Origin of the sequence: Blautia sp. OF03-13, assembly GCF_003460685.1 — a bacterium.
GTDB lineage: Bacteria > Bacillota > Clostridia > Lachnospirales > Lachnospiraceae > Fusicatenibacter > Fusicatenibacter saccharivorans.
On sequence record NZ_QTVR01000036.1, the window covers coordinates 1 to 12,493 of the forward strand.

Consider the following 12,493-nt stretch of genomic DNA (forward strand, 5'->3'; position numbering starts at 1 on the left):
CATTCAACAACTGTTATATATAAAACAAGGGTGAAAAGCTCAAACTGTAAGCTCACCACCCTTGCATATCATAGAAGAATCTTATTTACAGACTTTTTCTCACAGTCTCGATTTGATATCCAGTACTGGCGTTATTTATTCTACAGGGGCTTGGGGGTGTAGCCACCAAATATACTATTCGTTTTCTGCTTCGGCAAGTTTGTTAAGGATCCACTCCCTATTGATAACTATTTCATCATCATCGCGGAGATCCTTGAAATCATTGCAGTGTGAAGAAGCAAATTCATACATATTGTCAATGTCAACTGCACCAGTAATCTCACCCTTATTAATGATTACAAGAATATTTGTTCCGTCGTCGTCGACAGCAAAGCGCAGTTCATCAAATTCTATATCGGGATCATTTTTGAGAATAGAATCTGTCGCAAGTAATTTAACAAGTTCCATTACCCTGTCATCTTTACCTGCATCAAAGATCTGGATCTTTTCAACGAGCTGATTTGCTGATGTCACAATCCGGTATAAGTACTTTTCGGTACGATAATCAGCCAAAGCATTTTTTTCATAAAATATTTCATATGTCTTCTTTACTTCTGATTCAGGAACCAGATAAATCATGACAAGATCTTCCATTTGGTGATAGAGTGTGGAGTAGTTTAAACGAAAGGTCTCTCCACAGCTCGGGCAGGTATAAAGGAAAATAGATTGATTAAGTACCTTCTCTTTCATTTCAGGATCCAGTGCAGTATTAATACGAGTGTGTGAGAAAAACTCTGTAAATAAGATTCTTCTATGATAATTAAGGGCGATGAGCTTATGGATTAGGCTTGTCGCCCTTGTCTTATATATAACAACTGCATGCAGACATGTCAAGAGCAGGCGGTTTCCCGCCTGTCTTCTTGACCGGTCTTCCAAGTGCCTGATATCCGGGAAACATCTGCTTTGCAAGTTCCAAACTGATTGCCTGTGCTCTCTTTCCGGTAAGACCGTTTTCTGTAACATCGGCTGGATCGTAGCTGATAATGTAGTGATGACTTTTGATGTCTTCACGTTTCTTATTCTTATGAAAATGAGCATTTGTCAGTTCGCATTCTTTGTCAAAAGACATCGGATCACAGTTCAGTCCATCCATATAAAACTCTTTTCGCAAGATGCTTCGACCGGATTCATCTACAATCTTTTTCCCGGTTTTTTCATCATGTTCAAACAGAAGGTAATTGATAGCAGCCGAGTAATTAGCATTTCTGCTTTTAATGTGTTTTAGGATTGCCATTCATACCACCTGCCAGTTTCAGTACTTCTTTTCTCAATAGGAATAAGTCCGTGATGCACTGATGGATTTCATTTTCTATAGCACGTGACTGACTGCCACCACTGTTAAAATGCTTGGCGATCTGATTGAGGTTTGATCCAATCTTTCCATATTCACTGACCAGTTTTCTGAGATCATTCATGTCTGCAACAACTTCAATTTGGTGATTGATTTGCTTTTCCAATAGAAGTTTCCTCAGATATTCTGATCGGCTAACAGATAAACAAGCAGCGCCTTGGTCTAATAAATCCAGTTCGACATCTGTAAGACGTAATCCTATAAAATGTCTGTGATTCAGTTCTTTATCTTTGTTTTTTGTTCTCATACTCCTCCTTTCGCTGAGACTATTCCTCCCGCCGGGAATCCACGTATTTCAATATCGGCTGTCCCTTCCGATATTAGAAATAGTGCTGTGAACACCTTTAGGTGGAACCAACAGACAAGTGAAACGTCTGTTATTGAGAGGGTACGGGGAGATCCCCATCAAGATAAATCCCATAGGAGAACAGGATGCCAAATGGCAATACTGTTAAACATGGGTGGATCTTGCTCTGTATGTGTACCCCTCTATATAACGAAACGCTCAGAGACTGTTTTACAGTGGGGGAAAAGAAAAAATATCAAAAAAATAATGATTAATGGTGAGCTTGTGATAGAATGAAAAAAAGAGAAAAGCATAAAGGATGTAGTTGTGGAGAAAATTTGTTATGATTAGAAAGTTGCTGAACGGAGATATCGATAGAGTTGCTGACATATGGTTAAAGACAAATCTGAAAGCACATTATTTTATTTCCAATCAATACTGGAAAAGTAATTATGAATTAGTAAAAGAAATGATGTCACAATACGAAGTTTATGTGTTTGAAGCAGATAAAATGATACAAGGATTTGTAGGACTAAATGATAAATATATAGAAGGTATTTTTGTCTCCGATGAAATGCAGTCATGTGGCATAGGTAAGCTTTTATTAGATTATGTTAAGGATAAAAAAGTTAGCTTACGATTAAATGTATACCAGAAGAATGCCAGAGCAATTTCTTTTTACCAAAGAGAAGCGTTCATTATTCAATGTGAAGGCTTGGATGAAGCTACTGGTGAAAAAGAGTACACTATGCTATGGAAACGAAAATAGAAATCGGGATTTGTAGTAAAGGAGGTTTACAATGGGGTTTTGGATTTTTATGTTGATTATGGATTTGCTTCTTCCATTTACGATGATTGGTTTTGGAAGATATTTTATGAAAAAGGCTCCAAAGGAAATAAATTCAGTATTTGGATATCGGACTTCGATGTCTATGAAGAACAAAGACACATGGGAATTTGCTCATAAATATTGTGGTAAAGTCTGGTATGTCTGTGGAATGGTTATGTTGCCGATAACAGTAATATTCATGCTTTTAGTGATTGGAAAAAATGAAGATTGTGTTGGGAGTATAGGAGGAATTATCTGTGGTGTTCAACTTATTCCTTTAATTGGGTCTATTCTCCCAACAGAAATAGCATTAAAAAAGAATTTTGATAAGAATGGAACAAGACGATAAATGCCATTTTTTGAAACTGAGAAATCGGGATTGACCGAGTTCTTTGAGTGAGATACACTTCTTGGACGAAGGGAAGGAAGAAGGAAAAAGTACTTTAGAGGTATTATGGAATGAGTAATAAATTGGTTGAGCACAAAGAATCAAAAGAAATATTAACTGGAAATCAAAAGAAAATTTTGTTTTGGATTTGTTTCATTATTTTAAGTATAGCTTTCATTACAGTCTGGATAAATATACTTTTGACATCTAAAGCATTTAATACACAAATGGAAGAGATGGTACTGGGAGAAGATTACTATATGGAGGATATTGTGATTACAGGTAAAAGGGCTGAAGATGCTTCGGCTGATACGATATCTCAGAATTATTTCTTCTACTACAACAATGGAAAAGTGAATGATTATCACAAGCGAATGCAAGTACCGGGATTTGTATATTCGGAATATAATGTAGGAGATTCCATAGCTGCATATACCACAGACCATGTTAGTTATTCTTATTACAAGTATGGGATTCTTCCGGATACAGAGTATACAAACAATGAATTAATGAAAGTGGCTGGCGTATTGCTTGGAATTGGAATATTTTTATTGGCTTTGTTTGGGGTGTTAAGTAAGAAAATGAATTACAAGAAGTAACCAACTTCCCGTTTATTGGGAAGTCGCAGAGAACGAAAAATCGGAATTTGTGGAGAGATTTCCTGAACTTTCCTTATTTTACAGGCTTTTCAGCCCATTAAATAGTGAAATGATATGTATTTTCCCTTATTTTTGCCCTTATGCGGAATCCGCAAGGGAAATAAGGGAAATTTTTAGTTAAGCATTGCTCGCTACTTTATCAAGAAGTCTTGCGGAATCCCGTTTTGCTTTTCTTGTTGAGTGAGCGTAAATATTCATTGTGGTACTGACATCAGAGTGTCCTAACAGTTCCTGTACATCTTTCGGTGCAGCTCCATTGGAAAGCAGATTGCTGGTATAAGTGTGACGCAACTGGTGAAAATGGAAATCTTCAAATCCTTCCAGCTTCTTTGCCACTGATCTGCATACAATGCTGAGTGTACTCGGCAGTTCCAAAGAGCCATCTGGTCGCAGGCAGACAAAGGAGATTTCTTTGTAATCTGTCGGGACTTCCTGTGTTCCGTCAAGATGATAGTATTCATAATATACCCTGTTTTTCACATGCACTTCTTTGTAGTAATTGCGGTGATATAATTCGCCATACTGCATCCGGTTTTTGAGCTGTTCTTTTCTGGCAGCTTTCAGTATTTCAGTCAGCGTATCTCCAAAATCAACAATCCTTACTTTTTTCCGTTTCGTTGGTCCGATAATATTTTTGTGTTTCATGCCGTCGTAGCGGATACTGCGTTTTATGGTCAGGCATTGTTCCTCAAGGTTAATGTCCTGCCATGTAAGACCACAGGTTTCCCCGATACGGAGCCCGGCATAATACGCAATTTGAATCGGAAGAATAGCAGGTGGATTTTTCTTTTCCAGATATTGGATAAGCCGTTCATAATCCTCATGTGAAATCGGCTGTGTACCTTCTTCCACTTCATCATCGGAAAAGAGGTCAACTTCCTCTGCCTGCTTTTTCAGCTTAATATACTGCATCGGATTGAAACTGATTAACTGTTTTGGAAATACTGCAAAACGGAATGACTGCTGTAACACTGCGGAAAAAGAATGGATATAATCTTTGCTGTATCCCTTTTTTACTTTCCCGTCTGGAAACTCACCACCGAATGTAAGCAGATCAAGAAATGCCTGTAAATGTTCGGCAGTAACTGTTTTCAGTTTGCGGTCTGCAATCGGGTGTTTTTTGGTACATCGGATTGCACCAAGATAATTTTCCACTGTACCGTTGCTGAGTGTCCCAGTTTTCAGTTCTTCTTCTGCCCACATATCCAGAAGTTCCCCTACGGTAAGATTATCTGCCTTTGCAACAAACTTCTTATCTTCGTAGTCTTCCAGTGCCTTGCGGAGAAGCTTTTCCGTCTCACTTTTACTTTCGGTTCCGGCGTATTCTTTCTGAACCATTTTACCGCTTGCATCTTCTACATAGAAACGATAGTACCATTTTTTTCCTTTTTTTCTAACAGATCCTTTTGCCATAATCGTATGTCTCCTTTCGATATCAGACAATCGGAACTGCTGAAATGCTTCTTGCGTGTAGGCATCTTATGGACAAGTCCATAAGCCAATTCGCCGCTCGTCAAATCTGTAAACAGCTTGACTCGCTTGCGCTCATTGTATCATAACTCCGATTATCTTACTATACCGATTCAGAATCGTCATACATAACTTCGGATAAAAGATTTGCAAGCCTTTGTTCTGCCGCTTCCGGTTTCTTTGAATAGAGCCTTACAACATCTGCCATATCATTAAATGCGTTGACAGTATGTGTGATCTCCCTGAGAAACATAATCTCATTATATTCATCTTTCGATTCAAATCCCATTACTTTGGCAATGTCCGCATCTTTGGTACTGCCTTTGTAATTTTTACAGGCGAACTGAAACGAATCCAGAAACAGTTCATATTGCTTTAACATTAACAGCAGTAAGTCTTTAGAAAAAGCGTCTTCTGTTTTATTGAGGTCAAGAGGAAACTGTTTGAGAATGTCGCCCATCGCATCACGAATCTGCAATTCTTTCTTATCCGTAATATCAGTTTCATATTCATCGGTTTCCCCTTTGAGCCATTCAATCGATACATGAAGTGCTTCCGAAAGACCTTCCAGTACCATCTTTTTGGTATTGTCAATCGAACCATTCTCATAACGCAGGATTGTGGAAGCGGTAACTCCCATCTTCTCTGCGACATAAGGCTGTGTCAGATTTAATTCCAGACGGCGCTGTTTTGCCCTGCTGCCGATCAGCTTGCGTAGTTCTTTATCTTTCATGCTGATGTGCCTCCTTTTTCGGTATGTCATTACTATACCACGCAACAAAATATATTGCAATATGCAATTTTAAGAAAAGCAGCAAAATTTCATAATGCTTGACAAAGCAATATAAACACGCTATACTGACAGCACAAATGAAATTGCATAATGCAATTCGAAAGGAGGTGGTCATATGACGCAAAGAAAGATTGCCTTATCTATTGAGGAAGCTGCTGATTATACGGGAATTGGCAGGAACACCCTGCGAAAGTTGGTAGAGTGGAAGAAACTTCCGGTATTGAAGGTTGGGAGAAAAGTCCTGATCAAAACGGATATGCTGGAACTTTTTATGGAAGCCAACGAGGGCAGGGACTTGAGGGATAAGGGAAATGTGAAAGCAGTCACAAGAAACGGTTCAACTTAAAAAAGCGGTTCCCGAAGAAACCGCCAAAGGTTCTATCAGACCGGAGTCATGATATACCTACACGCAAGCAGATTATACCATGTACTTCGTCTGACAGACAACAGGAAACTTATGTTTGGAAAAAAAGAAAGGACGATGATATTTATGGCAAGATCAACAAAGAGTTATGAGGAGCGTATGCTCCAGTTGGAAAAGAAAGAACAGGAAAGCCTTGAGAAAGCAAAACAGTATGCAGCACAGAAACGGGAACTGAAGAAACGTCAGAAAGATGTGGAAACCAAAAAACGGACACACAGGCTCTGCCAGATTGGCGGTGCAGTGGAATCGGTACTGGGTTCTGCGATTGAGGAAGATGATATCCCAAAGCTGATCGGCTTCTTAAAAAGGCAGGAAGCAAATGGGAAATTCTTCTCAAAGGCAATGCAGAAAGAGCCAGTTGCAAATACGGAGGAAGTGTAATGCCGGAGGGAGTGGAGTTTCCATTCCCTTCATTGCTTTTTTATGAAGGGCGCACTTATGGACAACCAGAGGTCGTCCGTATAAGTTTGCCACAGGTGGCAACCGGTCTGCGCTTACGCTTGCCGGGCTCGTTCCGTCGGCGGGGCTTTCAGCCAGACCTGCTCATGCCGCAGGAGGCACTCTTCGCCAGAGGGGCACATTCCATGCAGGCTGTTATGCACAGGGCACTCTTACGCAGAGGGTGCTCCGGCAGATACCATTTTCTTTTAGGAAAAACGTTACCTGCCGGAAATCAAAGCCGGATACGGCAGAATGGAGGAAACGGAGCATGGCGATTTTTCATTATACAGTAAAGATTGTTGGACGCAGCAAAGGAAAATCCATCATATCGGCGTCTGCTTATCTCAATGGCGATGTGATGAAAAATGAAGAAACAGGCAGGATCAGCTACTATACTTCAAAAAAAGAAGTCGTTTATACCAGCCTGCTGATGTGTGAAAATGCACCACAGGAATGGCAGAATGTACCTGCTGAAAATATCAGACGGTTCCAGAAATCTGTCCGATATAAAAGGGCAGATAACCAAAATGCTGCACTGGAAAAATTCAAACTTACTTTTCAGAAGCAGCGTTTATGGAATGAAGTCTTGAGGATAGAAAAAAGTTCAGATGCACAACTCGGCAGGTCATTTGAGTTCTCACTTCCGAAAGAATGGAGCCGACAGGAACAGATTGATTATACAACTGAATATATTCAAAAGACCTTTGTAGATAAGGGAATGTGTGCGGATTGGAGTATCCACGATAAAGGAGATGGTAATCCCCATGTGCATTTACTGGTGACGATGCGACCATTCAATTCAGACCACTCATGGGGTAACAAAGAAATCAAGGATTGGGAGTTTGTCAGAGATGAAAATGGAAATATTGTGGTGGATGAATCCCATCCGGACTGGTGGCAGGATAAAAAGAACCCTGACCGTCATGGAATCCGAATCCCCGTACTTGATGAAAATGGAGTCCAGAAAGTCGGGACAAGGAACCGCAAACAGTGGAAACGTGTATTAACCGATGCTACCGGGTGGAACAATCCGAAAAATTGTGAGCTATGGCGGAGCGAATGGGCAAACGTCTGTAATGCACATTTGAAAACGGAAAATCACATTGACCATCGTTCTTATGCAAGGCAGGGAAAATTAGAGATACCGACGATCCATGAGGGCGCAGATGCCAGAAAAATTGACGAGAAATTTCAAAACGGACAGACATCCTCTACTTCATGGAAAGTAGAGGAAAACCAGATCATAAAAAGACAAAATGCACTGCTGGATAAAATACAGATTTCTTTTGGAAAAGTATCCAGTGCATTAACACAATGGAAGGAGCGATTGCGTGACATTAGAAGAAAGCCGGGAAGTCATTCCCATGATGGAGACAATGATAAACCAGATCGAGGAACAGCAGAATCTTATGGCAGAGATGGTACAGGAATTGCAGGAACGGGACAGGCAGCTCCTGTCTTTTCAGGAGCAGAACCAGAGTTTAAAAAGCTTAAACAGCGAATTATCCAGGCTGCTAAATCTTTTGCCAGATACAGAAGAACTGCTCTCACAGATCGAGCAACAGAAAACCAGAATCGAACAGTTGGAAAACGAGAATCAGCAATGGCAGGAATTAACGCAGAAGCTGAACAACGAGAACAGCTTATTGCAGAAACAGAACAGCGAATTGCTGACCTTAAACAGCAGATAGAGAAAGCGAGGGAGATCGATGAGCGAATGCAGAAACTTAGAGAACGTCGGGCAGGTGGAAGAACTTCTGCTGATGACCGAACAGATGCAGGACGAACTGGATCAGAAAGACCAGACAATCCAGGAACTAAACAGGCAGCTAAGCGAATCGCTGACCTTGAACGAGAAATTGAACAGCGAAAACAGAGCCGAGAATATCGAAGCATTGCGGACAAGATTAAGGCAAACAGAGGAACGATTGACCAGCGAGACAGACAGCAGGAAAAGAGCCGACGCAGAAGCCGTGGCATGGAAATTTAAGTATGAAAAAGCAGAGCAGGAAAAACTTTATGCACAGACACACCAAAAGACGGTAGAGGTAGCTGTTGAGAAAAAAGTGCCTTATGAGAAATGTGAAAAATGTGACCGTACTGCTTACCGGAAAGCAAAAGAAAAATGCGATAGCCGTAAAAGCCAGTTAGAAAAGAAATATAAAAATATGACGATTGGTTATGAAAGTATCTTGTTTCTACTGGCATGGTACAGCATAACAACAACACTGTTTACTGCGATTCTTTCGCCGGTTTTCCTTAACGACTGTATCGTCTTTTTCGGTGCGTTAGGAAAAGGAATGGGAAGTTTATTTCGGGAGTTTGTGACAGGTGCAGACTCTTTCGGACAGTTAAGCAGTGGAATACCTAACAGTATTCTTTCCGGGATTGTGTACTGGCTGATTGCCGGTACTGTCATGGCAATTTTATTCGTAATAACCGGGTGGCTGATAATCGGGATTGGTTATCAGGTAGGAAAAATCTACCGGAAATATTGTTGGGATATCATCAGTATCGTGGTAGCGATAACGAGTACAGCTGTTGTAATTTACTTTGGAGAATGGATTAAAAACGCTAATCCGATAAATCTTATTGTATTGCTATTACTGTCGCATATTATTTATATTGGAATCAGATGTTATGTGAAAGACTGGATGGAAGAACGAGGATATTATTAAAAGAGGACAGGGAAATTTCATAATCTTCCTGTCCTTAGTAAGGGACTATTGATTGTTTATATAAAGAAAAAGTATATAAATAAATCTTGACAATTAGTACGAACTCGGACTATAATACAAAAGTCCGGATTCGTACTAATTTAAGGAGGAAAAAGATGAGAAAAGATAATAATATGATAATACAGTTGCAACGATATTATGCTTTATGGAAAGAATGTACAGCAATGTATGAGGAATGGTCAAAGGATCAGGGACTGTCTTCAAATGGAGTTTTTGCTTTGCATTCATTTTATGAAAGTAATGGAAGATGCACGCAGAAAATGATAAGTGAAAAATGGAATATACCTAAGCAAACGGTAAATACGATACTAAAAGATTTTCAGAAAAAAGGATACATCAATATGGTATCTGATGATTCAGACAAGAGAAATAAGCTGATATGCCTCACAGAATCAGGAATGGAATATACGAAAGATATCATAGAAAAACTGCACTCAAAAGAAATAAATGTAATCGAAAAAATGGGATTAGAGAATATAGAAAGTCTTAATGATAATACAGAGCTGTTTATCAGACTTTTCAAGGAAGGAGATTGTAAGAAAAATGAATCATAAATCATTATTTTTTAAATATGTTATTCCATCTATTATAGCATTTGCATTATCAGGAATATATGCGATAGTGGATGGATATTTTGTAGGCAATACCATAGGAGATGCTGGACTTTCGGCTATTAATATTGCATATCCGATTGAGGCTTTGATTCAGGCTCTTGGAACAGGAATTGGTATGGGAGGAGCTGTTTATTACTCAATTAATGCAGCAGAAAAGAAAGGAAAACGGGCAGAAGAATTTATTGCTACAAGCTGGTGGCTTCTTGTAATAGTAAGTGTTATCAGTACCATAATTATTTACTCCTTTTCGTCTAAAATTTTAGGATTGCTTGGAGCAGATGGAATTATATTAACAAATGCGACAGATTATATCAAAATTATAGCACTTGGAGCAATATTGCAGATTCTTGGAACTGGAATGATGCCATTCATTAGAAATTATGGAAACTCTTTCTGGTCAATGTTTGCGATGGTTGGTGGATTCATAACCAATATTGTTCTGGATTTTATCTTTGTATGGATATATGAAATGGGCATGAAAGGTGCAGCCACAGCTACAATAGCCGGACAGGGTGTGACTGCAGCAATTGCAATCATATACGCATTATATAATAAAAAGTTTTATGTGTATGTATCCTTAAAAAATGTAAAAGAAATGTGTGGCGCTATATTCAGAGTAGGTCTTGCACCATTTGGGCTAGCATTGACTCCTAATATTTCATTGGTGTTTATAAACCGATTCTCCGCTTCTTATGGGGGAGAAAAAGCTATTGCAACTTATGCATGTGTATCCTATATTATCTGTATCATATATCTCATATTGCAGGGCGTAGGTGATGGAAGTCAACCTTTAATGAGCCGTTTTTATGGTGAGAAGGATCAAGAAAGCCTGAGAGGAGTTCAGAGAATGGCATACATTTTTGCAATAATTCTTGCTGTTTGTGGTGGAATTATCATGTATGTAAACAGAGCAAATATTGGAGGGGTTTTCGGAGCTTCTTATGAAGTAAGTATTGAGATTTCTAAAATTGTACCTATATTTTTAGTGTCATTACCATTTGTTGCGATTACCAGAATAGCGACAGCTGGATTTTATGCTACTGAAAAAAGTGGATTGTCATACATTCTTACATTCATTGAACCAGTATTGATGCTGATATTTATGCTTGTTTTACCACCTTTATTTGGTGGACAGATTATGATATGGTGGAGTACGGTATTGGCACGTGTTTTTTCAGCGATTCTGGCATTCATACTAATAAAATATTGCGAAAAGGGAGATTTGCAATATGGAATACAGAAAATTTAACAATCAGATAGTAGCAAGAATAATCTAGGTTTATCTATTGTATTTTTAAGGACAGCCTCATAGCAATAGGGCTGTCCTTTTAAAATTATGAAGCTAATTTTTAATAAATTCTAGTAGATTTTGATTGGAATAATCATAACTCTAATGAATCTTCAGCATCTACCCACATCTGTAAATTCCCATCAAGATATAACCTTGCATATTCTAATGGCTCATCGATTGCAAGCGATGTCAAAGCACAATCAGATCCAGGTGTGGTTCTTAAATTTTTTTCTGCTTCCCAACAATCAATACGGAGTATATAGCCCGTATTAGTATATACATCAATGCTGTTGCACTGTGGATTGTATTCTGCAAATATTGTTCTCATCGTATCCCATCTCCTTATCATTTAATCAATCAGTAGTAGCAAAAATTAAGAAGCATTTCAATCAGTTCACCATGTCACTTTTATTTTGTGTTATACTGTCTTATAGATTTTTCTTGCCCTTGTATTTGCCCTTATCAGAGTGCATAAACACTGATGGGACGATATAACACAAGGGAAATAATAAGGGAAAGCTCACCTGCGACAAATCCAGTGTTTTCAAGGGGTTGCGAAGAATTTAATAATAAAATATAACAGTTATTAAATTTCTTAAAACAGGTGAAATCTCAATCGAAAGTTGTGGAGGTGCTTTATGAACGAGAGAGAAAAAATTATCCGATTATGGTTTGATATGTGGATTAAGAAAGCAGATTTAGGAATTGACAATATTTTTACAGATGATGTTGTATATACTGAGAGTTGGAGTCCTAAATATGAAAACCGCAAAACGGTAAAGCACTGGTTTGACGAATGGAATACACGCGGAAGTGTTCTTGTCTGGGAGATTAAGCAATTTTTTCATCAAGGCAATCAAACAATCGTGGAGTGGTATTTTAAAAACAAAATGAATAATGGAAATGTTGAAGAATTTGACGGAATATCTTTAATTGTATGGACACAGGATAACAAAATAAAATCATTAAAAGAGTTTGGTTGCAATCTTCATAATTACAATCCATATCGAGATAGTGATATTCCCGTATTTCGAGAAGAAAAAGCAAATTGGTTTTGAGAGGACTATAAATTCAAGTTTGTTGAATTAAAAAATGAAAATAAAGTTCCAGTAATCATAGAGTGTATGGATTCAATTCCATATGCTCTTTTTCTTTACTTAATTCATGAAA

At 38.5% G+C, this 12,493-nt stretch carries 15 protein-coding genes and 1 pseudogene; 10 read left to right on the plus strand and 6 right to left on the minus strand.

Going from position 1 to position 12,493, the window contains the following annotated elements; translation table 11 throughout:
• Window positions 1–174: 174 nt before the first annotated feature.
• The 3 genes and pseudogenes from DXA55_RS16115 to DXA55_RS16125 all read right to left on the minus strand — a co-directional run bounded on the left by DXA55_RS16115 (window position 175) and on the right by DXA55_RS16125 (window position 1,637).
• A complete protein-coding gene (locus tag DXA55_RS16115; protein ID WP_334294864.1) occupies window positions 175–1,002 on the minus strand; it encodes a CpXC domain-containing protein in 828 nt (275 codons plus the stop codon).
• Window positions 914–1,273, minus strand: a pseudogene (locus DXA55_RS16120) (relaxase/mobilization nuclease domain-containing protein); the annotation flags it as partial. The pseudogene DXA55_RS16120 and the gene DXA55_RS16115, both read right to left, overlap by 89 nt.
• Entirely contained in the window at window positions 1,251–1,637 is a 387-nt protein-coding gene (locus DXA55_RS16125) for a plasmid mobilization protein (RefSeq protein WP_117814633.1), read from the minus strand. The pseudogene DXA55_RS16120 and the gene DXA55_RS16125, both read right to left, overlap by 23 nt.
• Window positions 1,638–2,019: 382 nt before the next feature.
• On the opposite strand from DXA55_RS16125, the gene DXA55_RS16130 reads away from it, so the two are divergent.
• The 3 genes from DXA55_RS16130 (at window position 2,020) to DXA55_RS16140 (ending at window position 3,492) form a co-directional block, all read left to right on the plus strand.
• A complete protein-coding gene (locus tag DXA55_RS16130; protein ID WP_054705468.1) occupies window positions 2,020–2,445 on the plus strand; it encodes a GNAT family N-acetyltransferase in 426 nt (141 codons plus the stop codon).
• 31 nt (window positions 2,446–2,476) lie between these two features.
• Window positions 2,477–2,854 (plus strand): SdpI family protein, encoded by a 378-nt coding sequence (locus DXA55_RS16135; protein WP_003864540.1) that lies wholly within the window; start codon window positions 2,477–2,479, stop codon window positions 2,852–2,854.
• A gap of 110 nt (window positions 2,855–2,964) precedes the next feature.
• The gene (locus tag DXA55_RS16140) at window positions 2,965–3,492 is read left to right on the plus strand and encodes a hypothetical protein (protein WP_005342546.1); all 528 of its coding nucleotides are present in this window, start codon (window positions 2,965–2,967) and stop codon (window positions 3,490–3,492) included.
• Between the two features lie 177 nt (window positions 3,493–3,669).
• Here the strand turns inward: DXA55_RS16140 and DXA55_RS16145 are convergent, their stop codons facing one another.
• Entirely contained in the window at window positions 3,670–4,965 is a 1,296-nt protein-coding gene (locus DXA55_RS16145) for a tyrosine-type recombinase/integrase (RefSeq protein WP_117471158.1), read from the minus strand.
• Between the two features lie 160 nt (window positions 4,966–5,125).
• A complete protein-coding gene (locus DXA55_RS16150; protein WP_009243739.1) occupies window positions 5,126–5,755 on the minus strand; it encodes a helix-turn-helix domain-containing protein in 630 nt (209 codons plus the stop codon).
• A gap of 175 nt (window positions 5,756–5,930) precedes the next feature.
• Here DXA55_RS16150 and DXA55_RS16155 point away from each other — a divergent pair, with 175 nt between their 5' ends.
• The 6 genes from DXA55_RS16155 to DXA55_RS16185 all read left to right on the plus strand — a co-directional run bounded on the left by DXA55_RS16155 (window position 5,931) and on the right by DXA55_RS16185 (window position 11,281).
• Window positions 5,931–6,161, plus strand: coding sequence for a helix-turn-helix domain-containing protein (locus DXA55_RS16155; RefSeq protein ID WP_002578307.1), 231 nt, complete (start codon window positions 5,931–5,933; stop codon window positions 6,159–6,161).
• 144 nt (window positions 6,162–6,305) lie between these two features.
• The gene (locus DXA55_RS16160) at window positions 6,306–6,620 is read left to right on the plus strand and encodes a DUF3847 domain-containing protein (protein WP_002578306.1); all 315 of its coding nucleotides are present in this window, start codon (window positions 6,306–6,308) and stop codon (window positions 6,618–6,620) included.
• A 328-nt stretch (window positions 6,621–6,948) separates the two neighbouring features.
• Complete coding sequence (locus DXA55_RS16170; RefSeq protein ID WP_117535163.1) at window positions 6,949–8,670, plus strand: MobA/MobL family protein; 1,722 nt, start codon at window positions 6,949–6,951, stop codon at window positions 8,668–8,670.
• The gene (locus tag DXA55_RS16175; protein ID WP_021369328.1) at window positions 8,654–9,358 is read left to right on the plus strand and encodes a DUF6040 family protein; all 705 of its coding nucleotides are present in this window, start codon (window positions 8,654–8,656) and stop codon (window positions 9,356–9,358) included. Before DXA55_RS16170 ends, DXA55_RS16175 begins: the two co-directional genes overlap by 17 nt.
• Window positions 9,359–9,513: 155 nt before the next feature.
• Window positions 9,514–9,972, plus strand: a complete 459-nt coding sequence (locus tag DXA55_RS16180; protein ID WP_117814634.1) for a MarR family transcriptional regulator — start codon at window positions 9,514–9,516, stop codon at window positions 9,970–9,972.
• On the plus strand, window positions 9,962–11,281 hold the full coding sequence (locus DXA55_RS16185) for an MATE family efflux transporter (protein WP_002595210.1): 1,320 nt from the start codon (window positions 9,962–9,964) through the stop codon (window positions 11,279–11,281). Before DXA55_RS16180 ends, DXA55_RS16185 begins: the two co-directional genes overlap by 11 nt.
• Window positions 11,282–11,414: 133 nt before the next feature.
• On the opposite strand, the gene DXA55_RS16190 is transcribed toward DXA55_RS16185, so the two are convergent.
• Entirely contained in the window at window positions 11,415–11,651 is a 237-nt protein-coding gene (locus DXA55_RS16190) for a DUF6061 family protein (protein ID WP_002578301.1), read from the minus strand.
• A gap of 310 nt (window positions 11,652–11,961) precedes the next feature.
• Between DXA55_RS16190 and DXA55_RS16195 the strand changes: the two genes are divergently transcribed.
• Window positions 11,962–12,381 carry a nuclear transport factor 2 family protein gene (locus tag DXA55_RS16195; protein WP_006573504.1) on the plus strand — a complete coding sequence of 140 codons (420 nt, stop codon included), beginning with the start codon at window positions 11,962–11,964 and terminating at the stop codon, window positions 12,379–12,381.
• The last annotated feature ends 112 nt before the right edge of the window (window positions 12,382–12,493 follow it).

Excerpts from the sequence above, each read along its gene's own strand:
- DXA55_RS16115 (WP_334294864.1), bottom strand. The coding sequence starts at position 1,002 with ATGTTACAGAAAACGGTCTTACCGGAAAGAGAGCACAGGCAATCAGTT.
- DXA55_RS16135 (WP_003864540.1), top strand. The coding sequence starts at position 2,477 with ATGGGGTTTTGGATTTTTATGTTGATTATGGATTTGCTTCTTCCATTT.
- DXA55_RS16155 (WP_002578307.1), top strand. The coding sequence starts at position 5,931 with ATGACGCAAAGAAAGATTGCCTTATCTATTGAGGAAGCTGCTGATTAT.
- DXA55_RS16170 (WP_117535163.1), top strand. The coding sequence starts at position 6,949 with ATGGCGATTTTTCATTATACAGTAAAGATTGTTGGACGCAGCAAAGGA.
- DXA55_RS16190 (WP_002578301.1), bottom strand. The coding sequence starts at position 11,651 with ATGAGAACAATATTTGCAGAATACAATCCACAGTGCAACAGCATTGAT.
- DXA55_RS16150 (WP_009243739.1), bottom strand. The coding sequence starts at position 5,755 with ATGAAAGATAAAGAACTACGCAAGCTGATCGGCAGCAGGGCAAAACAG.
- DXA55_RS16185 (WP_002595210.1), top strand. The coding sequence starts at position 9,962 with ATGAATCATAAATCATTATTTTTTAAATATGTTATTCCATCTATTATA.
- DXA55_RS16140 (WP_005342546.1), top strand. The coding sequence starts at position 2,965 with ATGAGTAATAAATTGGTTGAGCACAAAGAATCAAAAGAAATATTAACT.
- DXA55_RS16130 (WP_054705468.1), top strand. The coding sequence starts at position 2,020 with ATGATTAGAAAGTTGCTGAACGGAGATATCGATAGAGTTGCTGACATA.
- DXA55_RS16125 (WP_117814633.1), bottom strand. The coding sequence starts at position 1,637 with ATGAGAACAAAAAACAAAGATAAAGAACTGAATCACAGACATTTTATA.
- DXA55_RS16195 (WP_006573504.1), top strand. The coding sequence starts at position 11,962 with ATGAACGAGAGAGAAAAAATTATCCGATTATGGTTTGATATGTGGATT.
- DXA55_RS16160 (WP_002578306.1), top strand. The coding sequence starts at position 6,306 with ATGGCAAGATCAACAAAGAGTTATGAGGAGCGTATGCTCCAGTTGGAA.
- DXA55_RS16145 (WP_117471158.1), bottom strand. The coding sequence starts at position 4,965 with ATGGCAAAAGGATCTGTTAGAAAAAAAGGAAAAAAATGGTACTATCGT.
- DXA55_RS16180 (WP_117814634.1), top strand. The coding sequence starts at position 9,514 with ATGAGAAAAGATAATAATATGATAATACAGTTGCAACGATATTATGCT.